This window comes from Halpernia humi (genome assembly GCF_900108025.1).
GTDB lineage: Bacteria > Bacteroidota > Bacteroidia > Flavobacteriales > Weeksellaceae > Halpernia > Halpernia humi.
This window is the reverse complement of the sequence record NZ_FNUS01000003.1, coordinates 124,682-149,252: the sequence shown is the minus strand read 5'-3', so window position 1 is coordinate 149,252 and position 24,571 is coordinate 124,682. Positions and strand designations below refer to the sequence as shown.

Here is a 24,571-nt window from a genome sequence, read left to right as displayed (position 1 = left end):
ATAAATTTAACGTGACTAAAATTATGAAAATTAAAAGATTCAAATCTTAATATCTATATTTGCAGACTTATATATCAATGAAAAAGCTCGTCATCATTCCTACTTTTAACGAAAAAGAAAATATTGCAGCCATTATTGCGGCTGTCTTAAATTTAGAAGAGGGCTTTGATATTTTGGTGGTGGACGATTCTTCGCCAGATGGAACGGCAAATATTGTAAAAAAATTGCAAGTCAAAACGCCTCATTTATTTCTCACAGAACGTAAAATAAAAGACGGTTTGGGAAAAGCCTACATTCACGGTTTTCGTTGGGCTTTAGCGAGAGATTATGATTATATTTTCGAAATGGATGCCGATTTTTCTCATAATCCTGCCGATTTACCAAAATTATTTGAAGCTTGTAAAAATGCCGATATGGCGATTGGCTCGCGTTATTCCAAAGGAGTAAATGTTGTAAACTGGCCAATGTCGCGCGTTTTATTATCTTATTTTGCATCAAAATATGTGCGATTTATTTTACGAATTCCGATTTGTGATACCACCGCGGGATTTGTCTGTTTTTCGCGAAAAGTTTTGGATGAAATAGATTTAGATAAAGTAAAACTAAAAGGCTACGGCTTTCAAATTGAAATGAAATTTCGCGCATTCATGAAAAAATTTAAAATAGTAGAAGTACCGATTATATTCACAGACCGAACCCAAGGCCAAAGCAAGATGAATGGAGGAATTATAAAAGAGGCTGTTTTTGGTGTCATCAATCTGAAGTTTAAATCTTTAATAGGGAATTTATAAAAAATGCTTACACGCAAAGACGAAAAATTTTATATTTTTTGAAAATATTTTAAAGCAAAACCCCTTTAATTTGTTTAATTATTTAAAATTATAATATTTATTTTTGCAAAAAGCACTTAATAAACCAAAGTAGTGAGTTTTAAAATAAATATGAAGTGTTTTAAAAAAAAATGCGCCTTCGCGTTTATGTATTATATGAAAGTTTTTCTTTTTTTAATATTAGTTATTTTAAGTTCTTGCAAACAAGCAATCGAAAAGCCGAAAAATTTACTTTCGGAAGACGAAATGAGCAGTTTGATAGCAGAATTTGCACTCGCAGACCAAATGAGTTTTGTAGCACCGAGCGCTAGTATGGAAGCGCAAACGCGCTATATTCTAAAACAGCACAAAATAAAAGCAAAAGATTTTCAAGAAAGTTATACCTATTACACCGGTATCAATAAATTAGATAAAATTTTTGATGGTGCGGAAAATATCGTCGAGCAAAAAGACCCTAAAGCCAAAGATTATATCAATAAAAAATTAAAAGAAAACCCGCTTTTACCAGCGATGGGAAGATAAAAAACAGAATGCAGAAATTTTTTGAAATAGAAAAAACCTCCGAAGGTAAAGCCAGAGCAGGAATTATAAACACAGACCACGGAAAAATTGAAACACCGATTTTTATGCCAGTTGGAACCGTGGCTTCAGTAAAAACAGTACACCAAAGAGAATTAAAAGACGATATAAAAGCCCAGATAATTCTAGGGAACACCTATCATCTAAATCTTCGCCCGAAAATGGATATTATGCAAGCCGCTGGTGGATTGCACAAATTCATGAATTGGGATTTGCCGATTTTAACAGATTCAGGCGGCTATCAAGTCTTTTCTTTGTCGAAATCTAGAAAATTAAACGAAGAAGGTGTAAAATTCAAATCGCATATTGATGGAAGCACGCATTTTATTTCCCCAGAAATTTCTATGGAAATTCAGCGGCAAATCGGCGCCGATATTTTTATGGCTTTTGATGAATGCACGCCCTATCCTTGCGATTATAGATTAGCCAAAAAATCTATGGAAATGACGCACCGTTGGCTGAAACGCTGCATAGATTATAACGAAAAAAACAAAGAAATTTACGGCTACAAGCAACATTTTTTTCCAATCGTGCAAGGCTCAACATATTCAGATTTAAGAAAAATTTCGGCAGAAAAAATTGCAGAAAGCGATCAGGTTGGAAATGCCATTGGTGGACTTTCAGTTGGCGAGCCAGAAGAAGAAATGTATAGAATTACCGATGAGGTAACAGATTTTTTGCCGAAAGAAAAACCGAGATATTTAATGGGAGTTGGCACGCCGTGGAATATTTTGGAAACCATCGGTTTGGGAATAGATATGATGGATTGTGTGATGCCTACCAGAAATGCCAGAAATGCGATGCTTTTCACTTGGCAAGGCGTGATGAACATGAAAAATAAAAAGTGGGAAAACGATTTTTCGCCGCTGGATGAATTTGGAACGAGCTATGTTGATAGAGAATATTCTAAAGCTTATGTGCGTCATTTATTTGTGGCAAAAGAATATCTTTCCAAGCAAATTGCCTCGATTCACAATTTGGCTTTTTATTTAGATTTGGTAAAAGTGGCACGCGAACACATTGTGGCAGGTGATTTTTATGAATGGAAAAATGCAGTGATACCAAATTTAAAAAATAGACTTTAAATATTTTGAATATTTAAAAATGAAAATATTAGACAAATACATCATCAAAAAATTTCTGGGCACATTCGTGTTTATGTTGGCGCTTTTGTCTATCGTAGTTTTAGTGGTAGATGTGCAGCAAAAATCGCCCAGGATAGAATCAAATGGTTTCACCGTTGGGCATTTTTTACTTTATTATTATCCGTTTTGGATTATTTATTTGATTGTGACTTTTATGTCTATTTTGGTATTTATTTCTGTGATATTTTTTACTTCTCGGCTCGCAAATAATACAGAAATTGTCGCAATTGTAAGCAGTGGTGCAAGTTTTCACCGCTTCTCACGACCCTATTTTGTTGCTTCGTCGCTTATCGCAATAATCGCGTTGATTGTTAATCATTTCGTTTTGCCATGGGCAAATATTCAAAAAAACACGCTGGAACCCTACACCTACACAGAAATTGATCGTGAAAAATTATTGGGGAATGCCGCTATTACAACACAATTATCACCCAATGAATATATTTTTATCAACAGTTATAACAAAAAAGAAAAGCGCGGTTCGGGTTTTAGTTATCAAAAATACGATAAAAATAAAAAGTTAATTTACCAATTGTCTTCTAGCGATGTAGCGTGGAAAAAAGATAAAAATTATTTTGAGTTGAATAGTTTTTTAGAAAAAACGGTTCTAAAAAACGACTCTGAAATTTTAAAAAACGGTAGCACGCGAACCATTAGTTTTGGGCATCCACCAGAAGAATTATTTCCAGACCAATTATTGGGGCAAAATAAAACAACGCCAGAATTATTGCGCTTTATAAAAAGGGAAAGAGAAAAAGGAAATGGTAATCTGAATACTTATTTGAATGAACTGTATCAGAGAACTTCTATGCCTTTTTCAATCATAATTTTAACTTTATTAGCACTTTCACTTTCATCGCAAAAAAAGCGCGGCGGTTTAGGTGTGAATCTCGCTATTGGTATTGCATTGGCATTTGTTTTTGTATTTTCTTTTGAAGCCTTAAAAGTAGTGTCTGAAAACAAAACCTTAACGCCGCTTGTCGCAATGTGGCTTCCAAATATCGTTTTTGGGCCTTTGGCTTTGGTGTTATATTTTAGAAGAGCCAATCAGTAAAGTAATTCTACTTCTTTGTGAAAAAATTTTCGCAAACCATCGTGTTCTAAATCGATCCATAAGTAGCCATTTTCATCTGCGTGTTTTATTATGCCATTTTGTCTTTTTCCTTTTAGGTTAAAAACGGCAATTTGGTCTTTCATAAAAAGATGATAGTTAAAATCTATTAGCGTGTTTTTTGGATGCAAAATTTCAGTTTGTAAAAAATCAAATAAATGTTCTGCAATATTTTTTAAATTAAAGATTTTCCCCGTTTGTGTTAATAAAGAGCCTGCTTTTGGGAGTTTAGAGAAGTCAGTTTGCAAAACATTTAGCCCAAATCCGATGATATAAACGTCCAGATTTTCTATTTTTTTCTTTTCAATTAAGAGGCCTGCAATTTTTTTCTTATTTAAAATGAGGTCGTTTGGCCACTTTATTTCCGTGTTTTGTTGGGTCAAATTGGCTATAAAATTCCGGAGCAAATTGGCGGTATGGAAATTGAAGAGAGAAGAGGGTATGCTTAAATCTTTAGATTTTAACATAAATGAAAATGCCAGATTTTCTCCCGGAATCATTTCCCAAGAATTATCATATTGTCCTTTTCCATTTGTTTGGTTAAAAGTGTAAAGAGCAATAAATTTTGGCTCACCTTTCGTAAATTTTAGAATATCGATATTAGTAGAAGTGCTAATTTCCAAATAAATAAGAGGGTTCATTTAAGAAAAATTTAAGATTTAAGCGCCATTTTGATAAGGCTAAAATAAAGAAAAAGCGGTAAATTTGCAGACTATATAAAAATTAATGAGTAAAAATACACCAAAAGAGATATTAATAGAAACGATCGTAGCAGCGATACAAGACACCAAGGGCGAGAAAGTGATGGTGTTTGATCTTTCAAAAATCGAAAATTCAGTAGCAGAAACTTTTATAATCTGCAGCGGAAACAGCAACACACAAGTTTCTGCAATTGCTGGTAATATTGAGAAAAAAGTTAGAAACGATTTAAAAGAACGGCCATGGCACGTGGAAGGGACAGATAATGCACAATGGGTTTTGGTAGATTATGTGTCGGTAGTGGTGCACATTTTTCAGCAAGAAACAAGAGATTATTACGATATAGAAGAACTTTGGGGCGATGCAGAAATCACCCATATAGAAAATTAACAAATAAAAATACCGGAATAGCCGGTTTCGTATGGATAAAAAAATGAACAACAACAATAAAGGTTTTAATTGGTTTTTTCCCATCGCCATAGTTGTGATGCTACTTATTTTCGGCTCAAATTTTTTTGGTGGCGAAACATCAAAACCTTTAGATGAGCAGCAATTTTACACTTTAGTTGAGCAGGGTAAAGTGCAAGATGTAATGGTGTATCGGGATAATTTTAAAGCAGATGTTTTCCTTACGCAAGCGGGGAAAAATGAGTTGGTTAAAAAAGACCAACCTGCAGAAAGCCCTTTGTCTTTATTTAATCTAAAACCACAACCAGATTATACCTTAACTTATGGAGATTTGCGTTATTTCCAAGAAAGATTTAATAAAATAAAAGCGGATAATCCTAAAATCGAAACTAAAATGGATTTTGGTGTAGCCGAAAACCCACTTACAAGTTTGCTTTTTACAGCCTTGTTTTGGATTGGGATTATGGTTTTGTTTTATTATGTGCTATTTAGAAAAATGGGAAGCGGTGGCGGACCTGGTGGACAAATTTTCAGCATCGGGAAGTCTAAAGCCAAATTATTTGATGAAAAAGATAAAGTACAGATCAACTTCAATGATGTTGCCGGTTTAGAAGGTGCAAAAGAAGAAGTGCAAGAAGTAGTAGATTTCTTGAAAAACTCTGAAAAATACACCAAACTTGGAGGAAAAATTCCGAAAGGCGTATTGCTAGTTGGCCCTCCAGGAACTGGTAAAACCTTATTAGCAAAAGCCGTTGCTGGCGAAGCAAAAGTGCCGTTTTTCTCACTTTCAGGTTCTGATTTTGTAGAAATGTTTGTGGGCGTTGGCGCATCAAGAGTGCGAGATTTATTTGCGCAAGCAAAAGCAAAATCACCAGCCATCATTTTCATAGATGAAATTGATGCCATCGGTAGAGCGCGAGGAAAAGGACAATTTACAGGCGGCAATGATGAACGCGAAAACACCTTAAACCAATTATTAACAGAAATGGATGGTTTTGGTACCGATACCAATGTGATTTTAATGGCAGCCACAAATAGAGCAGATATTTTAGATAAAGCCTTAATGCGCGCTGGAAGATTTGATAGAAGTATTTACGTAGATTTACCCGAGCTTCACGAAAGAAAGGAAATTTTTGAAGTCCATTTGAAAAAAATAAAAGTGGATGAAACGGTTGATCGTGAATTTTTGGCAAAACAAACACCAGGTTTTAGCGGCGCAGATATTGCAAATGTTTGTAATGAGGCAGCTCTAATTGCAGCCAGAAACAACCATGAAACTGTAAATAAGCAAGATTTTTTAGATGCTGTAGATAGAATTATTGGAGGTTTAGAAAAGAAAAATAAGGTTATAAAACCATCAGAGAAAAAAAGAGTTGCGTTTCACGAAGCAGGCCACGCTACAATTAGTTGGCTGGTAGAGCACGCAGCACCATTGTTGAAAGTTACAATTGTGCCGAGAGGCCGATCTTTAGGAGCCGCTTGGTATTTGCCAGAAGAAAGACAGTTGACCACTACTGAACAAATGAATGATGAACTTTGTGCCACTTTAGGCGGAAGAGCCGCCGAGCAAGTAACTTTTGGGAACATTTCAACTGGTGCTTTATCTGATTTGGAACGCGTTACAAAACAAGCACAAGCAATGGTAACTATCTATGGATTAAATGATAAAGTAGGAAATATTTCTTATTATGATAGTTCTGGCCAATCTGAATACAGTTTCGGTAAGCCTTACTCCGAAAGTACTGCTAAAATGATAGATGAAGAAATTTCTAAAATTATAGAATTTCAGTATCAAAGAGCGGTGCAAATTTTATCTGAAAACAGAGATAAATTGAATGCTTTAGCGACAAAACTTTTAGAAAAAGAAGTCATTTTCCGTGAAGATCTTGAAGAAGTGTTTGGCAAACGCGCTTGGGATCCAGAATTATCTGAAACACCAATGTCTGATATAGATAATCCCGCTACTGCTGGTAATGTTTTAAACGATGAAAGTACAACGGTATAATTTTTAAAATAATAATATCTTCAAAAAAATATAGGAAATAGTAATTATTTCCTATTTTTGTATAAATTAGAGATAAAGAATAGCCTTGAGCATATTTAAAAAAATTGTAAATAAAATATTAAACCAAGCTACATCCGACGATGTTGCTAATGTGGTAAAATTGGGGGATCAACTTAAAAATGCTGATCTAGACTATAAGTTTGCGCAATTGTTTACGCATTCTGGAGGTTTTTTCAATTATTGTTCAGATGAAGCGGAAGCCTTGCAGACCCTCAACCAAATTGTAAAAATAGAAGAGATAAAAAATGTTTTCTGCTGGGACGAAGATTTAGAAAATTTTTTGGATGTCATCAACGTTTCTTACACCGAAGAGTTAGACGTGGTGAACGATGCAGCATTTATCACCTGCGAATATCTTATAGCGTTTGATGGTAGGATAATGCTTTCTCACAACAATATTTTGCACACGCATTCTTCTCGCCTTCCAAATAAAATAATTATTATGGCAACCGTTTCGCAAATTGTGTCTAACCTGACCGACGCAATGATGAAAGTGAAACGCCGCGGAACATTAAAGAATCTAACTTCCATAAGTGGAAATCAGTCTAAATTGGGTGGAGACAATAAAGACAATACCAAACTTTTCTTACTTTTGCTGGAAGATTAATACCGTTTTCTACAAATTATATTAAATAAAACACTTTGGATAAAAATTTAGTACAGAGATTAATTTCCGGAGCGGTCTATGGTTTCGTCATCATCCTTTGTACAACGCCTTTAGGTGAACTTTGGTTGGGAGAAATTTTTCCGTTTATAAAAGAATATTATCTTTTTTTTGGTTTAATGACTTTCTTTCTTCTCGCAGGATTATGGGAATGCATCAAGATGATGAAATTTGGGAATTCTTGGGAGAAATTTGCCGTTATCCCTATCGCATTACTCGTATATTACAGGTTTTCCGTCAAATATTTTTACCACGGGTTTTATTTTCAAATTCAAAGTAATATTTCAGAATTTTTAGGTTTATCCTTAATTGTGATCGCCGTTGTTACTTTATTCAGATTTACTAAAGAACTTTATTTTGATAATGGAAAATTAATATTTTCCGTCGTTTATTTGGCCTTACCTTTCAGTTTTGCTTTGGCTTTACCTTCATATTCTGATTTTAACCCAGACAAAATATTTACATTAGAAGTTTTTTTCCTTTTTGTCTTAATCTGGAGTAGCGATTCTTTTGCCTATTTCACAGGTAGATTATTTGGAAAACATAAAATGGCACCAAAAATTAGCCCCAAAAAAACTTGGGAAGGATTTGCTGGTGGCGTTGTTTTAACCCTAGTTTTAGGCTTTTTTATTGAAAAATATTACCCAGATTTGCGCGGAAATTGGATGGTAGTTGGCTTTTTAGTTTCTATATTTGCGCCACTTGGCGATTTGGTAGAAAGCCAACTCAAAAGGAGTTTTGGTGTGAAAGACAGTGGAAACCTTATCCCCGGGCACGGTGGTGTTTTAGATAGGCTAGATAGTTTTATTATCTGTGTACCAGTTATATACCTCTATTTTGTATTAGAAAAATTAATTTAAAAAAATATCTCATTTCTTTATAATGAAACTTCACAAAGAATCTAAAGGAACCATTTCGGTCGCCATTATTGCGATAATTATCATAGGCCTTATCTCGGTTCATTATCTTAAAATATGGTCGCTCTTGGTGCTCATTCCGCTATTAATTATTTTGGGCTTGGTGTTTTGGTTTTTCCGTGTTCCTAATCGTGCAATTATCGATCATAAAGAAAACGTGATTGCGCCTGTTGATGGCAAAGTAGTGATGATAAAGGAAGTTTTTGAAGACGAATTTTTAAAAGAAAAATGCATTCAAGTTTCCATATTTATGTCGCCTTTAAATGTCCATATTTGCAGATATCCCGTGTCGGGACAAGTGATTTATAAAAAGTACCATCAGGGCAAATATTTGGTAGCATGGCACGAAAAATCTTCTACAGATAACGAAAGAACAACAGTGGCGGTAGAAAGTTTAATACATCACAAAGTTGTTTTTAGACAAATTGCAGGTTATGTGGCGCGAAGAATCGTAATGAATTGTAACGAGGGCGACGATGCAAAAGCAGGACACGAATTTGGCTTCATCAAATTCGGATCCCGAATGGATGTTTTTCTTCCATTAGATACCGAAATTATTTGTAAAATTGGCGATAAAACCAAAGGCGGAATAGATGTGATTGCCAAGTTGGTTTAGAAAGGAAAACATAAAAAACACCCTAAATTTAGCCTTAAGTCTAAAAGTAGAGTATTTTAAATTAAATCTGCTTTAATGAAAAATTTAATGCGATTTAGTTGGTGCTTTTCCGCCTTCTGGTACAAATATGAGCGCTAAAGAATTCATGCAAAATCTTTTGCCGGTTGGTTTCGGGCCATCATCAAACACGTGCCCCAAATGAGAGCCGCTTTTGCTATCTACCACCTCAGTTCTAACCATTCCTTCGCTTGAATCTTTTATCAATTTTACCGCGCTGTTATTAATGGGTTGATAAAAACTTGGCCATCCAGTCCCAGAGTCAAATTTTGCATCAGAACTGAAAACAGGCTGCAAAGAAGCCGCAGAATAGTAAGTTCCTTTTTTATAAAAATGATCATATTTCCCGCTAAACGGTATTTCAGTGCCTTTTTCTCGTAGAACTTTGTACTGGTCTGGTGTAAGCCTTTTTTTCCATTCCGCCTCGCTCAATTTCATCGGATAGTCATTCTTTTCCGTCAATTGCGTTTTATTTGTCTCTTTTTTTTCGGTTTGTGCTTGGCTGCAACTTATTGAAAAAAGTGTAATTGTAATTATGAGAATGGTATTTATCTTTTTTAACATAATTTTGATTTTAATATTAAAGATTCTTTTAAATAAAAAACCTATTATTATTTACGAAAAAAACAAGGTTAAAGATTTATTTTGCGAATTTGTAATTTTAAAATATAAAGAACAGATTTTATTTTTAACGAAATGCTTTCTAAATTGTCATTCTTCAATGCTTCGAAAAGTTAAATTGATCCGCGGCGATTTTACCAATTTTGTTGGTGGCAATCTGTGAAGCCAATGTTTTTGGGTTTCGCCTTTCATGACGAGTAAACTCCCGGTTTCTAAAATAAAATCTACACGTTCTTTGCCCGTTTTATGCTTAAACGAAAACTTTCGTTTTGCACCAAAACTCAAAGATGCAATGGCACCATTTTCTTTTAAATCTTTTTCGCCATCGCTGTGGTATGCCATTCCTTCTTCGCCAGAATGATAAAGATTTAGCAAGCAAGAATTGTAGGTTTCTCCAGTTTTCTCTTCTACTAAATTTTTTAAATAAAGCAAATCTTCGGTAAATTTTAAAGCTTTTTTTGTTCGGTTAGAGTAGGTGTATTCAAAATTTTCATTGGCGTACCAAGCGACTTTTCTTTTGGTGTAAATGAGTTTTCCAAAAATGATGGCTTCATCATTTTTCCACTCAATTTCATTAAATAATTTTAAATAGAATTTTTCTGATTCTTGTTCTGAGAGTATTTTACCGTAATAATTTACCGTTCCATCATAGGGCAAATAATTTTTTTCTGCGGAAAAGTCTTCCTGAAATAATTCCATTAAAGTTTATTGTTATAAATTTTTGTTGTTTTTAGCACGCTTTGCAGCCCGACCTGAATGGAGCTCTTTTTATGAGGAGGAACGACGAGTAAAAAAGCGGGAATGGAGGGCGGAAATGCTGCCCAAATATTAAGCATTCCAAAATTCTCGATCCAAACTTCTGTATTGAATGGCTTCACCAATATGCGATGATTTCACTTTTTCACTTTGTTCTAAATCTGCAATTGTTCTAGAAACTTTTAAAATTCTGTCGTACGCACGCGCAGAAAGTCCAAGTTTTTCCATCGCCACCTTTATTAGATTTTGAGACACTTCATCTAGCTCACAATATTTCTCTATTTCTTTAGGTCCCATTTGTGCGTTGTAGTTGATTTCCAAGTCTTTATAGCGCTCTGTTTGTGCTTCACGCGCTTTTAAAACGCGCTCCCGAATCTGCAAACTATTTTCGCCTTTTCGCTTATCTGTGAGTTGGTCAAATTCTACTTTTTGCACTTCAATGTGAATGTCTATTCGGTCTAAAAGTGGCCCAGAAAGTTTATTCATATAACGTTGCATTTCCATGACGGATGACGTATTATTGGGATCATCTGGAAAATAACCGCTCGGACTGGGGTTCATAGAAGCCACCAACATGAAACTCGCAGGATAATTGACGGAAAATCTTGCACGCGAAATCGTAACTTCTCTATCTTCTAAAGGTTGGCGCATCACTTCCAAAACTGTTCTTTTAAATTCTGGCATTTCATCTAAAAATAAAACGCCGTTGTGCGCCAAAGAAATTTCTCCTGGCTGTGGATAACTGCCGCCGCCAACTAATGCTACATCTGAAATGGTGTGGTGTGGCGCACGAAATGGCCTCACTGTAAGCAAACTTGTATTCGTGCCCATTTTCCCAGCAACGGAGTGAATTTTTGTGGTTTCTAAGGCTTCTTTTAAAGTTAAAGGCGGCAAAATACTTGGGACTCTTTTCGCAAGCATGGTTTTCCCACTTCCGGGCGGCCCGATGATGATGATGTTATGACCGCCTGCTGCGGCAACTTCCATTGCGCGTTTTGCATTTTCTTGTCCTTTAACTTCAGAAAAATCAAAAGGGAAGAAATTTATTTTATCTTGAAATTCTTTTCGAGTGTCTATTTCTGTGCGTTCCAACGGAATTCCTTCATTAAAAAAATCAATAACTTCTTTAATATTTTCTACGCCATAAACTTCTAAACTGTTTACAATTGCGGCTTCTTTGGTATTTTGTTTGGGCAAAATAATGCCTTTAAAACCTTCTTCACGGGCTTTTATGGCAATAGGTAAAATGCCTTTTAAAGGTTGCAAACCACCATCCAGAGAGAGTTCGCCCATAATGATATAGTTGTCCAGATTTTCTGCTTTTATTTGTTCTGAAGCGGCAAGAATGCCAATGGCAATGCTTAAATCATACGCAGAACCTTCTTTTCGCAAATCTGCGGGTGCCATGTTGATGGTGATTTTTTTTCCTGGAAGTTTAAAGCCGACATTTTTTAAGGCCGCAGAAATTCTAAAACTACTTTCTTTAATGGCGTTATCTGGCAAGCCAACTAAATGATAGCCAACGCCTTGGTCTACATTCACTTCTATTGTAATGGTTTGCGCAGAAACGCCGTGGATGGCGCTACCGAAAATTTTTACCAGCATTTGTTTTAATTAAAAAATAAATTTAGGTAAAAATTTTTGGTTTTTAGGGAAAAAGAAGAGATTGTGAAATTAAAATAAACATTTCGCATAATTTCATATTATTTCACGCAAAGTCGGAAAATGAACCTATACAAAAATTACAAAGTTTAACATTGTGGAAAACGTTATTCAAACGCATTTTTTAAATTTCCAATATTTACCTTGCGCCTTAAATATTTAGAAAAATTTTAAAAAATCGCGCCTTTGCGGTTAAACAAAGTATTTTTAAAAAATCACATATTCAATGCTTTCCTCTATGCTTTTTGTGAAAAAACTTTTGTGTCCTTCGTGTTTAATTCTGAATTTCCAAAACACAAAACGTTATTCAAACGCATTTTTTAAATTTCCAATATTTACCTAGCGCCTTAAATATTTAGAAAAATTTTAAAAACTCGCGCCTTTGCGATTAAACAAGTATTTCTAAAAAATTACATGAATTTTTCGCCTTTTTTAAAGTTTTTCAACTCCAAAACGTAGTCTTTTATAAGTTGATCATTTTCTTTTGGGCAAATTAAAAGCGCTTTTTCGGTATCAATGACGATATAATTTTTTAAACCATCAATAATCGCAGCTTTGTTATTATTTTTTAATTTAATAATAGTTCCTGTTGAATTGTAGGTTAAAATGTGTTTAGACTTAAAAGCGTTTTCATTTTCGTCTTTTGTGGCGTTTTCATAAACGGAAGTCCACGTTCCAAGATCGCTCCAGCCTAAATCTGCGGGAATTACATAAACGTTTTTTGCGTGTTCTAAAATTCCGTTATCGATAGAAATTTTATTTACTTTAGGATAAATTTGCTCGATACATTCGTTTTCACGATCGTTATTATATTCGCATTCTGAAAATTGCTGAGACATTTCTGGTAAAAATTCTTCAAATGCTTTCCTAATTGTTTTTACATTCCAAACAAAAATACCGGCATTCCAAAGAAAATCGCCCGATTCTATAAATGTTTTTGCAATTTCTAAATCTGGTTTTTCGGTGAAAGTTTTTACTTTAAAATAAGATTCATTTTTTTTATCCATAAATTGGATATAGCCGTAACCTGTATCTGGCCGCGTTGGTTTGATACCTAATGTTACTAAATAATTATTTTTTTCTGTTATTTCAAATGCTTGTTTTACTTTGTCTATAAACACATCTTCTTTCAAAATTAAATGGTCTGCAGGAAGAATTATGATATTTGCATCTGGGTTTATTGCCCCGATTTTATTCAACATATAAAGATTGCAGGCTGCGGTGTTTTTCATGACTGGTTCGCCCACAATATTTTCTATCGGGATTTCAGGCAATTGCTGGTGGGAAATGGAAATATATTCTGTATTGGTAATTACGAAAATATTTTCAGCGGGGATAAGTTTATTTATTCTATCAAAGGTTTGTTGAATCATCGTTCTACCTGTTCCGAGAATATCTTGAAATTGTTTTGGGTTTTTTTGGGTGCTCATTGGCCAAAAGCGGCTTCCGATTCCACCTGCCATTATCACACAATATTGGTATTTATTTTCCATTAGCTTTTTACAATTTTTTCGACTTTGGCAAGTGCTTTAAAGATGTATTTTTTGCCAGTATCTAGATTTTCGCAAAGGTAATTCTTTTTGAGTTTCTGCCGAATAATATAAATTTGTTTGTGATACAAAAAAGAATCTTCTACAAGTAATTCTTCTATAAACACTTCATTTTCAGACAAATTGTTTATATGAAAAAATTTCACAATTGGTCCGCTTGCCATAAAATTGGCCTTTGGTGACTTTGAAAATTGCAAAATATGTGGTTTTAATTCTTCTGTGTAAACCTCTAAACTTTCTAGTAACATTTCTCTAAACGTGAGTTTCCATTCTTTGCCGTGTGGCGCAATTCTTCGGTCTTTATCGAAAGCAATAAGATGCGCTAATTCGTGCGTTAGAACAAAGAAGAAAAGTTGCGGATCTAAATTGTGATTAACGGAAATTTTGTGCGAACCATCTTTCAAACGTTGGTAATCGCCAAGTTTACTATTGCGATTGCGAGATACGTGAATGTGAATTTTATGCGCAGAAAACCACTTTTTAAGATAAGGAAATGCCAGTTCTGGCAAATATTTTTGCAGAATTTGGATCGACATTTATAAACTTAAAGGAATTCCTGCGTAGAAATTTAATAATTTTAGACTGAAAAGATAATTATATTTTGCTTGTGCAACAGAGCCTTGTGCGTTTGCATAATTATTTCTAGCGTTGCTTAAATCATAAATTGTGGTTTTGCCAGCATTATAGCTTTTCTCTGCAAAATCTAATGCCAACGCGCTGCTTTTTTGCGCTTCTAATGCAGCAAGATAACTTGCGTAGTTGCTTTCTGCATCAAACTGTGCTTTTTGCACGTTTTGTTTTACAGTTTGTTTTTGCTGTTCTAAATTGTTTTTTGCAATATCTTCATTTATTTTAGATTGCTCTACTTGCAATTTGGTAATGCCTTTATTAAAAATAGGAATGTTTGCGCTAAGCCCTAATTGTTGCCCAAAATTATCTTTATATTGTTTAAAAATACTGTTTTCTTTAATGGCGTTTCCACTGGTATCAACGCCTATTGTATTTGTTACCAGGGAGTTATAATAAAAACTACCAATCCCTGCGGTTGCAGAAATCGTGGGCCAAAAAGCAGTTTTAGTTACTTCTGTTTGCGCTTTTGCAGAAGAAATTCTACTTTCTGCTGCTTTAATTTCCGGTTGCTCTGTTGTTGCTTTTTCTACAATATTTTCTGCAGAATAAAGTGGTGCGTCTAATTGGTCAGCAACAGGAACATCTACAACGTCAAAATTTTTATAATCTGGCAATTGCAGAAGTTGCGCTAGTGCAAATAGACTTCTGTTGGTATTAATTTTTGCAGTATTTACGTTTTGTTTTTCTCTTGAAAGTGCCGCATCTGCTTCTGCTAAAACGGTTTTTGCGGTTGTGCCAACATCTGTGGTTATTTTTGCGCGATCATACACTTTTTGCGCGTTGTCTAAAGCGCTTTGTGCGATTTTCACAATTTCTTTGTTTAAAAGAACTGATAGATATTGCTGAGCAATTTGCAAGGAAATATCATTTTTTATAGTTTCTACATCAAATTGGCTGGCTTGAACGTCAAATTCACTTTTCCGGATTTGTTTTTCTAATCTTCCGTTGTTGTAAAGCAAAATATTGGCGCCAACATTTATACTATTATTAAAGTTATCATTTCTTCTGATATTCCCGAACACATCTTGGCTTTGCCCAAAATTAGCATTATTGCTGATGTTACCAGAAACGGATGGCAAATAATTGCGTTTTGCAATTTTTAAATTTAGATTCTGGCCGTTTTTAGAATAATCACTAGATAAAATTTGTAGATTATTTTGCAGAGCATAATTCACGCACTCTTGCAAAGTCCATTGCTTTTGCGCAAAGGCAAACGCAGAAGAAAATAGAAGAGAAAATAAAATGAATTTTTTCATTTGAAGATTTTTATATTTTAAATGGCCAAACGCAATCGCTAACTTTTTAAGTGTTTGTTTTGCAAACTTAATAGTGGCGATTTCATAGAATGTTTTGAGCAATAAGTTGATTTTTTTAGAGAAATGTTACAAAGAATCTAAAGAAAGACTTTGTTTTTCCCAGATGCTTTTTTTAGACCAAGTTTAGATGCAAATCAATTTTTGTAGTGGAACCGAATGGTGATTATTAATTTTAATATCATTAAAAATAGGCACAAATCGCCTTATTACAATGTTGATTTAGAATTTCAACCGGATTTAGAAATTACGGTGAGCCGTGATCGCGTAAAGGAATTTAAGGATTGGTTGGTGAAGTAGATTTTGAAATTTTTTTATCCAAAAAGTTTATCGAAAAATGTGCTATGTCTGTTTTGAGCGATGTCAAGTAATTTTCTAAAAGTCATTACTTCAATATGCATATTTAATTCCGACTGAATTTTATAATAAGTTCCAAACGGTGTTTTTTTCCAGCCCTTTCCTTCATTATACTTAGCAAGAAGCGGGGGAATCACATCTAAAACTATGAACCCAAATTTTGGGGTGTTTTCAGTTATAACAATATGATTTCCTCTATAGTTCTTTTTGTCTTGTTTGTAGAGAAATTCATCAAAATAAGGTTCAACAAGATCTGAAAATTGCCACCTATAATCACCCTTGTTTTTTTGATGTGCAATTTCACCTGGTCGTTTAAATTCGAAAATAACCATTGAATTAACTTCCCCAGAACTTCTATTTCCAAAACTGATAGGGTTGTCAAACATTTCTGGATTTTCTACAAGAAGTAAATCTGCCTCTTTACTGCTTCTCTTTTGCGAATAAGATGTTATTGGTTTGTCAGATGCAATAAATTTATAATTTATAAATCTTTCGTCTAAAAGCCAAAGATTATGATTTTCATACGAAGTTTCATTATTGGTCAAACCCATAGGAAAAATTAAATTATGGACATCTTCCTCAAGTTTATATTTGCCTTCTTCATCAGCGTCTAAAAATTTTTCAAATAGTTGAATTATTGCCTTTCTTCTTGTCATGTAGTCGGCCAAACTATCAATATCATACGCGGTTTTTTCTCTTATATCATCTTTAATCCTTTCAATAGATTCTTCGCTAATTTGTTTTTCATTAATAAATTTTTCAATATGATTTTCGACTTTTTTGCGTGCCGAATAAGATATTTTGTAAAGATGCTCTTCAAGTTTATCTTCAGAAAGATTAGGCGGAACCGAATTTAATATTGATGGATTTTTTAAGAAACTTCGATATCTTGGTGCATTATTAATAATGTAAGTTTCAATTTGTTGCTGACTTTTAATTTTAGCATCTTTTACAAATTGATCATATTCATCTTCCAATACTTCTGTTAACTTATTTTCAATATCTTGAAATGTTACTAGTTTAGAATTGTCAAATAGAGAATTTTCGTTTTCTTTCGGAATATTAAATCCATTTCTTGTACTAAACGCTTTTTTATTTAAAAATTCAGAAACAACATAAACGTTGAGAAAATAAAGATTTCCGTTTTTAGAAATAGGATAGTTGAATAAAGTATTAAAACTCTTTATATTTTTTGGATTACCAACAACTCGAGAGTTTGCACAGTAATAAACATAGTTGTTTTTTCTGTTTCCTTCTTTAAGCGTTTTTGTAATGTAAATTTTGAACTGTTTGTCCTTTACAAAAAAAGTTCTTTCTTTCTCTTTTGAGACTTTTTTAAACAATTCATTTATATACTCTACTTGTTCATTATCAGTATCATATAAAGCAATACTTGGCAAATTATCATTTAAATAATAGATTAAGCAATGTTCCATTATCTTTTCTGATATTTGAAGCAATGATAATGCTGACTTTTCTTTTATAATTTCGTTAAAACAATTTCTTAATTCTACCGTAGTTTTATTAGTTTTGATCTCGGAAATTTTTAAGTCTATGGGTTTTAGTTCATCTTCTGAATTAAATTCAAATTCTCTATAATGCCATTCTTCTTTTTCGTAGTAAGTGCTTTTTATCTTTAAACTTTCAAATGCGGCAAGAACTGTAAATCGACCAATTCCTTTGCATCCGAATTGTTTATTAATTTTTGAGAATGGTGTTTCAAAAGATTTATAATTTTTTTCGTTGAAGCCGATTCCATTATCAGTAATTATTATGCTGTCTATTGTATTTACATTGTCGAAATTTGGTTGATGAGGTGATCTGCCGCGAATAATTTTAATTTGAATTTCTTTATCATCATTATTAATAGTTGACTGCTGCAAACTAATTATAGAATTCACAATGCATTCCATCATTGGCAATAAAGCATCATCGGCTGTTAAATCAACATTTTCTACGATATTTTCTACGGGTACAATCATGTTTTAAAGTGTGATTATTTAAAAAACTCATAAATATTTAAGTCTTATAAATGGTTAACATAAATTCTAACTTATTTAAGATTTAAGAGCAGTAAGCATTCCAGTATATTTTAACGAATAACTATCTCGATAGCGACTTTCGAAGTTTTCAATTTGATCAGGATCTTCTAAATTCCAATAATAGTATAAATGCTGTTTATCATTCGCCTTTTCTACCAAAAGTGGTATGTTTTCTATGACTACTTCTGGTAAGTTTTTCTTTAATAATCTGCATTGACCTGGCTGAATTTTTGGTTTACCTGTTTCATTATCTAAAAATGATTGAACATAAGCGCCGCCATAAATCGGATTTTTTTCTATTCCTTGAAATTCAATTTTACCTCTATAATCAAAGTGTCCATAAGAAATTGATGTCGTCAACATGTAATCTTTTTCAATCATTTTTCTATTAATTTTAGATATGGCGTCTAAAATATTTGCTAGTTTTGTTTCTACATCGCCGCCTCGTGAAAATAAAATACCACAATCAGAAACAAAAAAACCTTCAACATTTTCTACATCTCTTAAAACGTTAAAACCAGTTTGATAAAAATGTTTTAGTGCTTCTAGTGCAATAGCATCATTTTTCATTAGTTCTTTAAAACCTGAAATGTCAGTAAATGCTACAAATGTATCCCCATGAAAATCTGTTATTGGCATATTTTTGTTTTAGACATTTAAATAAAATAATTAATTTACATTATTAGTTACAACAATGCTAAAATACCAAAAAATTCCTTCTGAATTATCAAAAGGAATTAACATTTATTGAAAAACAATTAATATTCTAAGAAATCACCCCGCTTCCCAACAATTCCTCACCGTCATACCACGCAGCAAATTGTCCTTCTGCAATCGCAGATTGTGGGTTTTCAAATTCGATGAATAAGCCTTCTTCAAACTGAAAAAGTGTGGATTTTTCTAAAGGTTGTCGGTAACGGATTCTTGCAGAAACTTCTAAAGTTTCGCCGTTTTTTAATTTTAGATCTTCACGAACCCAATGGATATCGGTGTTTTCAATTTTCAAGGCTTTTCTGAAAAGTCCCGGGAAATTTCTACCTTCACCCACGAAAATTAAATTTTCCTTCATGTCGCGTGAGATCATAAAACAGGATTCTTTGTGACCGCCAATTCCCAAACCTTTACTTTGCCCGATGGTAAAATAATGCGCACCTTGGTGTTTGCCGATTACTTTTCCGTCAGATTTTTTGTAAATTATTTTAGCGGAAAGAAAATCAAGTTCTTCCAATTTTGAGGAAAATTCGGGTTTTTCTTGATGATAGGGTTCAAAATCATTGAAAATTTCCACAATTTCGCCTTCTTTTGGTTTTAGTTGCTGCTGCAAAAATGTGGGCAAACTTACTTTTCCAATAAAACACAATCCTTGCGAATCTTTCTTTTCCGCAGTTGCAAGATTTAATTTTTTAGCAATTTCCCGAACTTCCGGTTTTGTAATATTTCCAATCGGGAAAAGCGATTTCGACAATTGCTCTTGGCTCAGTTGACAAAGAAAATAACTCTGGTCTTTATTGTCATCTTTCCCTGCCAAAAGATGGAAAATTTCTTTTCCATTTTCATCAATTGTTGAGTTCACTTGTGCGTAATGTCCCGTTGCAACTTTCTCTGCGCCAAGCGATAAAGCCGTTTTCATAAAAACATCAAACTTCACTTCGCGGTTGCACAACACATCCGGATTTGGCGTTCTTCCGTTTTTATATTCATTAAACATATAATCGACAATGCGCTCTTTGTAAAGTTCGCTCATATCAATGACCTGAAACGGAATTCCCAGTTTTTGCGCCACCAAAAGCGCATCATTACTGTCCTCTATCCACGGGCATTCATCTTCCAAAGTGACCGAGGCATCATTCCAATTGCGCATAAAAAGCGCGATAACTTCATGTCCCTGCTGCTGCAACAAATAGGCGGCAACGCTGGAATCTACGCCGCCGGACAAACCAACTACTACTTTCATTTTTTCATTTTATAAAGCCCTTCAAGGAGACTCTTTCGTGAAGTGCAAATTTACGACAATATTCGCAGAATTTTTAGGAGCAACACGCTTATCGATTTTTTCAATTTAAGTCCCGCTTTCCGTTCCAATCTGTCATTGCGAGGAACGAAGCAATCCGTTGAACTTGCTCGCACGCAATGCCAGGATTTCCACTACAATCGGGGCTACATCGAAGTTTTATTTTTTTTTCCACAGAGAAGAGCATTATCCTTAAAAACCTACCAAGTTTTTCAAATAGGCTCGCTTTTAACAGTTCCGTGTTTTTAAAAAATTGGTTTTTAGTGTAGAACCCCGAAAGGGGTTCAAATCCTTTCGGGGTTGATTAATTTAACGAAAGAAAACAGTAGAAAATGAACAAGAAAGATGTAGCAGTTATTTTTTGAAAAGCATCAAATAAAATTAATAAAAACACGCTTTCCGACAAAAATATAGAAACCGCAGTTGTGGAAATTTTAGATTAAGTCTGTTTAAAAATTTATAAAAATCTTGGTCGAATGCGAATGAAAACCTTTTAAACGCAGAGACTAGAAAATCGAATTTAAGATTTTTCTATGGTTTTACTTGATCTATAAACATTCCAAAATCTATTGCCAAAGGGCTTTCTATAATTTGCGTTTTTTTAATCCGAATTATATAATTACTTTTAGCCTCAAAATTTTTAAAATTATTATATGAAAAAAATTCTCTATTTGTGTTCAATTTTTATGGGTGTTTTGTCCTTTGCGCAAATTCGTTATGAGCCTGGAACGTTTACCGATAATGCTGGGAATAAAAAGGACGTTTTAATTAGGTATGAAGACCTAAAAGACAATCCAACCTCCTTTCAGTATAAAACGGAAGAAAGCGCACAGCCACAACAAGCAGACTTGGCAAACGTAAAATCATTTGAAGTTTATAACCGCGTAAAATATCTAAAAGCGTCTATAAATGTAGACCAATCTAGCGACGATTTGAATAATTTGAGCACCCTAAAAACACCAGAATACAGAAATGAAACAATATTTCTGAAGATTTTGGTGGACGGCAAATATAAATTGTACGAGTATTCATCTGGGAGCATCAATCGGTTTTTTTATTCAACAGAAAATGGTGAAATTAAGCCGCTTGTTTACAAAATGTACCAATTGGATGCAAATAAGATAGCCTACAACGAAACCTACAAATCCCAATTGCAAGATCTGAAGTGTAACGGTGTTTCGCAAAACTATACGAACACAACGTACACCAATTCTAACCTTTCAAAGGTTTTTGTGAAAGTAAACCAATGTGCAGATCCAAATTTCAAAGTCGTGGAAGGCAAAAGCAAAAGCAAATTAAACCTTTCTATCAGACCAAGACTTAATATTTCTTCATTCGAGTTTGACAGTAGTTTTACTTCCAAAAGCACTAAAATGGAAAGCAACTCCTCGTTTGGAATCGGTTTAGAATTGGAATATGTATTCCCTTTCAATCGAAATAAATGGGCTGCTATTTTTGAGCCAAACTATCAATCTTATACTGGAGAAGTAGCATATGCGGCAGATTATATCATCGGTGGGAAAGCCATTGCAAAAGCAGATTTTAAGTCTGTGGACTTGCCAATTGGCATCAGACATTACTTTTTTATAGATAATAGTTCTAAAATATTTCTAAATTTTGTGTTAAATCCAAGTTTAGATTTGAATTCTACGTTTGTAATTACAAGAACAGATGGGTCAAGTTTGGGAAATATCTTGGTAAATCCTAGGCTTAATTTTGGGTTTGGAATTGGGTATAACTATAACAATAAATTTTCTGCGGAAATTAGGTATTTAACGCCTAGAAACACTTTTAATGGTGATGGCGATGGCGGATCTAAATTTAAAAGTATTAATTTGGCAATTGGCTATAATTTTTTCTAAAAACACATAAACAAAAACGCCTGTTGAAAATTCAACAGGCGTTTTTAATTAATCAGAAAGAAATTATTTCGCTTTTTCTTTCACCGTTTTTGGCTCTCCTTCCAAACCGTCTTTGGCTTCGTTTAAATTTAAAACGATGGTTTCACCTTCTTTCAATTGTTTATTTACCAACATTTCTGCTAATAAATCTTCAATATATTTCTGAATAGCACGTTTCAAAGGTCGTGCTCCAAAATCTTTATCCCAACCTTTGTCTGCAATAAAATCTTTCGCTTCATCTGTTAACTGAATGTGGTAATTCAATTTTTCTAATCGGCTATATAATTTCGACAGTTCAAGATCGATAATTTTAGAAATGTCTTCTTTTTCAAGATTATTAAAGATGACTACATCATCAATTCTATTCAAAAATTCGGGCGCAAATGCTTTTTTCAAAGCACTTTCTATGGTGCTTTTTGCTCTTGCATCAGAATTGTTTTTCTTCGTACTTGTTCCAAAACCAACGCCGTCTCCGAAATCTTTCAAATCGCGGGTTCCGATGTTTGAAGTTAAAATAATAATCGTATTTCTAAAATCAATTTTTCTGCCCAAACTGTCTGTTACAAAGCCTTCATCTAAAATTTGAAGCAAAATGTTAAACACATCTGGATGCGCTTTTTCAATCTCATCTAAAAGTAGAACGGCATAAGGTTTTCTTCTAATGGCTTCCGTTAATTGTCCACCTTCTTCATAACCAACGTATCCGGGAGGCGCACCAACTAATCTAGAAACCGCGAATTTCTCCATGTATTCGCTCATATCAATTCTGATTAAGGCTTCATCAGAATCAAATAATTCTCTTGCCATTACTTTTGCCAACTCAGTTTTACCAACGCCTGTTGTTCCAAGGAAAATAAAAGTACCAATTGGTCGGTTTGGATCTTTCAATCCGGCACGATTTCTTTGAATGGCTTTTACCACTTTTTTCACAGCATCTTCTTGCCCAATTACTTTTCCGTTTAGTTTCGTATCCATTGCGGCCAGTTTATCCAACTCGTTTTTGCCAACTTTAGTTACTGGGATTCCGCTCATCATAGAAACGACTTCGGCTACATTTTCTTCGGTAACTTGTTCTTTTTTTTCTTTGATGTCTTCATCCCATTTTTTTTGCGCTGAACTCAATTCCATTTGCAAACGCTCTTCTTCATCTTTCAGTTTTCTGGCTTCAAGATAATCTTGTCTTTTTACTGCTTTCTGTTTAAGCTCTTTAATTTCATCAATTTGCTTTTCGTGATCCACAATTATTTCCGGTACTTTCATGTTTTTCATATAAACTCTGGAGCCGGCTTCATCTAAAGCATCGATGGCTTTATCAGGAAGAAATCTGTCTGTAATATATCTTGCCGTTAAAGTCACACAAGCATTTATCGCTTCTTCGGTATAGGTAACATTGTGGTGGTCTTCGTATTTATCTTTTATTTGATTTAAAATTAAAATTGTTTCTTCAATATTGGTTGGTTCAACCATTACTTTTTGGAAACGTCTTTCTAAAGCGCCATCTTTCTCAATATATTGTCTGTATTCATCTAAAGTTGTGGCACCAATGCATTGAATTTCTCCCCTTGCCAATGCAGGTTTAAACATATTAGAAGCGTCTAAACTTCCTGTTGAACTTCCTGCGCCAACAATTGTATGCAATTCATCAATAAATAAAATAACGTCTCTGTTTTTTTCCAATTCCGTCATTATGGCTTTCATTCTTTCTTCAAATTGGCCGCGGTATTTTGTTCCTGCAACCAAACTTGCTAAATCTAAAGTAATCACACGTTTACCATAAAGCACTCTAGAAACTTTTTTCTGCTGAATTCTTAAAGCCAAACCTTCCGCAATTGCAGATTTACCAACACCAGGTTCACCAATTAAAAGTGGATTATTTTTCTTCCTTCTCGATAAAATTTGAGAAACGCGCTCAATTTCTTTTTCGCGCCCAATTACGGGGTCGAGTTTTCCGTCTTTTGCTAAAGCCGTTAAATCTCTACCAAAATTATCTAAAGTTGGCGTTTTACTTTTCCCCGAACCGATGTTTCCAGTGGGTTTTCGCATTTGTCCAAATTCTTCACGTTCGTCATCATCTTCAAAAGCGCTTGCTTTTGGGGCTTGCCCAGAATTTTTCAGCATACTTTTATATTCTTGGGAAACTTTTTCATAATCTATATCATAAGCATCCAAAATATGTGTGGCAGGGTCTTCAGATTTATAAAGAATTCCTAAAAGCAAATGAACGGTATTTATTTCGCCTGCTTTGTAAAGTCGGCATTCCAATTCAGAACGTTTTATAGCCTGATCTGCCAATTTTGTAAAAGAAATTTTATCAGAATCTCTTGTTGCAAATGGGTTAGAATTTCCAACCGTCATTGTTTCTATTTTTCTTTTTATTTGCGTAAAGTCGGCTTTCAAAAGTCGAAGAATTTCTTTCGCCGAATTTTCAGAATCTATAATGCCTAAAAGGAAATGTTCTGTATTCAGAAATTCACTGTGCAGTCTTTTTGCCTCGCTTTTACTGTGTTTAAAAACTTCGTTTAAACCAGTTGAAAATTTATTATTCATATATTTAATATCGAGTTTGTTAAATTTGAGTTGTTTTTCCTCGCTAACTGTAAACCAAAGTTACAAATACTTTACCAAAAAAGTAAACTG

General features: G+C 33.9%; 22 protein-coding genes. 11 read left to right on the top strand and 11 right to left on the bottom strand.

All coding sequences use genetic code 11. The features are described from left to right. The first annotated feature begins 77 nt into the window (after nucleotides 1-77). The 4 genes from C4S29_RS07695 to C4S29_RS07680 all read left to right on the top strand — a co-directional run bounded on the left by C4S29_RS07695 (nucleotide 78) and on the right by C4S29_RS07680 (nucleotide 3,608). Nucleotides 78-791 carry a polyprenol monophosphomannose synthase gene (locus C4S29_RS07695; RefSeq protein WP_103913566.1) on the top strand — a complete coding sequence of 238 codons (714 nt, stop codon included), beginning with the start codon at nucleotides 78-80 and terminating at the stop codon, nucleotides 789-791. Nucleotides 792-941: 150 nt separating this feature from the next. After that, complete coding sequence (locus tag C4S29_RS07690) at nucleotides 942-1,352, top strand: DUF4296 domain-containing protein (RefSeq protein WP_146063282.1); 411 nt, start codon at nucleotides 942-944, stop codon at nucleotides 1,350-1,352. Between the two features lie 8 nt (nucleotides 1,353-1,360). Further along, nucleotides 1,361-2,494 (top strand): tRNA guanosine(34) transglycosylase Tgt, encoded by a 1,134-nt coding sequence (gene tgt, locus C4S29_RS07685; RefSeq protein ID WP_103913564.1) that lies wholly within the window; start codon nucleotides 1,361-1,363, stop codon nucleotides 2,492-2,494. Nucleotides 2,495-2,513: 19 nt separating this feature from the next. After that, complete coding sequence (locus C4S29_RS07680) at nucleotides 2,514-3,608, top strand: LptF/LptG family permease (RefSeq protein ID WP_103913563.1); 1,095 nt, start codon at nucleotides 2,514-2,516, stop codon at nucleotides 3,606-3,608. On the opposite strand, the gene C4S29_RS07675 is transcribed toward C4S29_RS07680, so the two are convergent. Further along, nucleotides 3,602-4,306: a biotin--[acetyl-CoA-carboxylase] ligase gene (locus C4S29_RS07675; RefSeq protein ID WP_103913562.1), complete on the bottom strand. Its 705-nt coding sequence runs from the start codon at nucleotides 4,304-4,306 to the stop codon at nucleotides 3,602-3,604. The two genes, C4S29_RS07680 and C4S29_RS07675, sit on opposite strands and share 7 nt — an antisense overlap. Before the next feature lie 85 nt (nucleotides 4,307-4,391). On the opposite strand from C4S29_RS07675, the gene rsfS reads away from it, so the two are divergent. The 5 genes from rsfS to C4S29_RS07650 all read left to right on the top strand — a co-directional run bounded on the left by rsfS (nucleotide 4,392) and on the right by C4S29_RS07650 (nucleotide 9,034). Then, complete coding sequence (rsfS, locus tag C4S29_RS07670; protein WP_103913561.1) at nucleotides 4,392-4,754, top strand: ribosome silencing factor; 363 nt, start codon at nucleotides 4,392-4,394, stop codon at nucleotides 4,752-4,754. Nucleotides 4,755-4,797: 43 nt separating this feature from the next. Further along, nucleotides 4,798-6,777 carry an ATP-dependent zinc metalloprotease FtsH gene (ftsH, locus tag C4S29_RS07665; RefSeq protein WP_394338664.1) on the top strand — a complete coding sequence of 660 codons (1,980 nt, stop codon included), beginning with the start codon at nucleotides 4,798-4,800 and terminating at the stop codon, nucleotides 6,775-6,777. Nucleotides 6,778-6,862: 85 nt separating this feature from the next. Continuing rightward, nucleotides 6,863-7,444, top strand: a complete 582-nt coding sequence (locus C4S29_RS07660; protein ID WP_146063281.1) for an LUD domain-containing protein — start codon at nucleotides 6,863-6,865, stop codon at nucleotides 7,442-7,444. Nucleotides 7,445-7,479: 35 nt separating this feature from the next. Continuing rightward, nucleotides 7,480-8,361, top strand: coding sequence for a phosphatidate cytidylyltransferase (locus C4S29_RS07655; RefSeq protein ID WP_103913558.1), 882 nt, complete (start codon nucleotides 7,480-7,482; stop codon nucleotides 8,359-8,361). Between the two features lie 22 nt (nucleotides 8,362-8,383). After that, nucleotides 8,384-9,034 (top strand): phosphatidylserine decarboxylase family protein, encoded by a 651-nt coding sequence (locus C4S29_RS07650; protein ID WP_103913557.1) that lies wholly within the window; start codon nucleotides 8,384-8,386, stop codon nucleotides 9,032-9,034. An 84-nt stretch (nucleotides 9,035-9,118) separates the two neighbouring features. Here the strand turns inward: C4S29_RS07650 and msrB are convergent, their stop codons facing one another. The 6 genes from msrB to C4S29_RS07620 all read right to left on the bottom strand — a co-directional run bounded on the left by msrB (nucleotide 9,119) and on the right by C4S29_RS07620 (nucleotide 15,566). Next, entirely contained in the window at nucleotides 9,119-9,655 is a 537-nt protein-coding gene (gene msrB / locus C4S29_RS07645) for a peptide-methionine (R)-S-oxide reductase MsrB (RefSeq protein WP_103913556.1), read from the bottom strand. A gap of 147 nt (nucleotides 9,656-9,802) precedes the next feature. Further along, nucleotides 9,803-10,411: an alpha-ketoglutarate-dependent dioxygenase AlkB family protein gene (locus C4S29_RS07640; protein WP_103913555.1), complete on the bottom strand. Its 609-nt coding sequence runs from the start codon at nucleotides 10,409-10,411 to the stop codon at nucleotides 9,803-9,805. 129 nt (nucleotides 10,412-10,540) lie between these two features. Then, nucleotides 10,541-12,073 (bottom strand): YifB family Mg chelatase-like AAA ATPase, encoded by a 1,533-nt coding sequence (locus C4S29_RS07635; protein WP_103913554.1) that lies wholly within the window; start codon nucleotides 12,071-12,073, stop codon nucleotides 10,541-10,543. 467 nt (nucleotides 12,074-12,540) lie between these two features. Further along, the gene (locus tag C4S29_RS07630) at nucleotides 12,541-13,623 is read right to left on the bottom strand and encodes a mannose-1-phosphate guanylyltransferase (RefSeq protein ID WP_103913553.1); all 1,083 of its coding nucleotides are present in this window, start codon (nucleotides 13,621-13,623) and stop codon (nucleotides 12,541-12,543) included. Further along, nucleotides 13,623-14,216 carry a SprT-like domain-containing protein gene (locus C4S29_RS07625; RefSeq protein ID WP_103913552.1) on the bottom strand — a complete coding sequence of 198 codons (594 nt, stop codon included), beginning with the start codon at nucleotides 14,214-14,216 and terminating at the stop codon, nucleotides 13,623-13,625. The genes C4S29_RS07630 and C4S29_RS07625 overlap by 1 nt, the downstream gene beginning before the upstream one ends. Next, a complete protein-coding gene (locus C4S29_RS07620; RefSeq protein WP_103913725.1) occupies nucleotides 14,217-15,566 on the bottom strand; it encodes a TolC family protein in 1,350 nt (449 codons plus the stop codon). Between the two features lie 216 nt (nucleotides 15,567-15,782). On the opposite strand from C4S29_RS07620, the gene C4S29_RS14985 reads away from it, so the two are divergent. Beyond that, entirely contained in the window at nucleotides 15,783-15,923 is a 141-nt protein-coding gene (locus C4S29_RS14985; RefSeq protein WP_146063280.1) for a hypothetical protein, read from the top strand. Nucleotides 15,924-15,937: 14 nt separating this feature from the next. Here C4S29_RS14985 and C4S29_RS07610 read toward each other — a convergent pair whose 3' ends face one another. The 3 genes from C4S29_RS07610 to mnmA all read right to left on the bottom strand — a co-directional run bounded on the left by C4S29_RS07610 (nucleotide 15,938) and on the right by mnmA (nucleotide 19,976). Beyond that, complete coding sequence (locus C4S29_RS07610; RefSeq protein WP_103913551.1) at nucleotides 15,938-17,962, bottom strand: hypothetical protein; 2,025 nt, start codon at nucleotides 17,960-17,962, stop codon at nucleotides 15,938-15,940. Between the two features lie 75 nt (nucleotides 17,963-18,037). Beyond that, entirely contained in the window at nucleotides 18,038-18,661 is a 624-nt protein-coding gene (locus C4S29_RS07605) for a hypothetical protein (RefSeq protein WP_103913550.1), read from the bottom strand. A gap of 127 nt (nucleotides 18,662-18,788) precedes the next feature. Beyond that, nucleotides 18,789-19,976: a tRNA 2-thiouridine(34) synthase MnmA gene (gene mnmA, locus C4S29_RS07600; protein WP_103913549.1), complete on the bottom strand. Its 1,188-nt coding sequence runs from the start codon at nucleotides 19,974-19,976 to the stop codon at nucleotides 18,789-18,791. Between the two features lie 710 nt (nucleotides 19,977-20,686). On the opposite strand from mnmA, the gene C4S29_RS07595 reads away from it, so the two are divergent. Further along, nucleotides 20,687-21,895 carry a porin family protein gene (locus tag C4S29_RS07595; protein WP_103913548.1) on the top strand — a complete coding sequence of 403 codons (1,209 nt, stop codon included), beginning with the start codon at nucleotides 20,687-20,689 and terminating at the stop codon, nucleotides 21,893-21,895. 63 nt (nucleotides 21,896-21,958) lie between these two features. Here C4S29_RS07595 and C4S29_RS07590 read toward each other — a convergent pair whose 3' ends face one another. Beyond that, nucleotides 21,959-24,481, bottom strand: coding sequence for an ATP-dependent Clp protease ATP-binding subunit (locus tag C4S29_RS07590; protein WP_103913547.1), 2,523 nt, complete (start codon nucleotides 24,479-24,481; stop codon nucleotides 21,959-21,961). Between the last annotated feature and the right edge of the window lie 90 nt (nucleotides 24,482-24,571).

Bases quoted from the DNA above. Each gene is read 5' to 3' on its own strand.
- C4S29_RS07605 (WP_103913550.1), bottom strand. From the start codon at position 18,661: ATGCCAATAACAGATTTTCATGGGGATACATTTGTAGCATTTACTGAC.
- C4S29_RS07675 (WP_103913562.1), bottom strand. From the start codon at position 4,306: ATGAACCCTCTTATTTATTTGGAAATTAGCACTTCTACTAATATCGAT.
- C4S29_RS07595 (WP_103913548.1), top strand. From the start codon at position 20,687: ATGAAAAAAATTCTCTATTTGTGTTCAATTTTTATGGGTGTTTTGTCC.
- C4S29_RS07690 (WP_146063282.1), top strand. From the start codon at position 942: ATGAAGTGTTTTAAAAAAAAATGCGCCTTCGCGTTTATGTATTATATG.
- C4S29_RS07640 (WP_103913555.1), bottom strand. From the start codon at position 10,411: ATGGAATTATTTCAGGAAGACTTTTCCGCAGAAAAAAATTATTTGCCC.
- rsfS (WP_103913561.1), top strand. From the start codon at position 4,392: ATGAGTAAAAATACACCAAAAGAGATATTAATAGAAACGATCGTAGCA.
- C4S29_RS07695 (WP_103913566.1), top strand. From the start codon at position 78: ATGAAAAAGCTCGTCATCATTCCTACTTTTAACGAAAAAGAAAATATT.
- C4S29_RS07590 (WP_103913547.1), bottom strand. From the start codon at position 24,481: ATGAATAATAAATTTTCAACTGGTTTAAACGAAGTTTTTAAACACAGT.
- C4S29_RS14985 (WP_146063280.1), top strand. From the start codon at position 15,783: ATGGTGATTATTAATTTTAATATCATTAAAAATAGGCACAAATCGCCT.
- C4S29_RS07650 (WP_103913557.1), top strand. From the start codon at position 8,384: ATGAAACTTCACAAAGAATCTAAAGGAACCATTTCGGTCGCCATTATT.
- C4S29_RS07610 (WP_103913551.1), bottom strand. From the start codon at position 17,962: ATGATTGTACCCGTAGAAAATATCGTAGAAAATGTTGATTTAACAGCC.
- mnmA (WP_103913549.1), bottom strand. From the start codon at position 19,976: ATGAAAGTAGTAGTTGGTTTGTCCGGCGGCGTAGATTCCAGCGTTGCC.
- C4S29_RS07630 (WP_103913553.1), bottom strand. From the start codon at position 13,623: ATGGAAAATAAATACCAATATTGTGTGATAATGGCAGGTGGAATCGGA.
- msrB (WP_103913556.1), bottom strand. From the start codon at position 9,655: ATGTTAAAAAAGATAAATACCATTCTCATAATTACAATTACACTTTTT.
- C4S29_RS07680 (WP_103913563.1), top strand. From the start codon at position 2,514: ATGAAAATATTAGACAAATACATCATCAAAAAATTTCTGGGCACATTC.
- C4S29_RS07625 (WP_103913552.1), bottom strand. From the start codon at position 14,216: ATGTCGATCCAAATTCTGCAAAAATATTTGCCAGAACTGGCATTTCCT.
- ftsH (WP_394338664.1), top strand. From the start codon at position 4,798: ATGAACAACAACAATAAAGGTTTTAATTGGTTTTTTCCCATCGCCATA.
- tgt (WP_103913564.1), top strand. From the start codon at position 1,361: ATGCAGAAATTTTTTGAAATAGAAAAAACCTCCGAAGGTAAAGCCAGA.
- C4S29_RS07620 (WP_103913725.1), bottom strand. From the start codon at position 15,566: ATGAAAAAATTCATTTTATTTTCTCTTCTATTTTCTTCTGCGTTTGCC.
- C4S29_RS07635 (WP_103913554.1), bottom strand. From the start codon at position 12,073: ATGCTGGTAAAAATTTTCGGTAGCGCCATCCACGGCGTTTCTGCGCAA.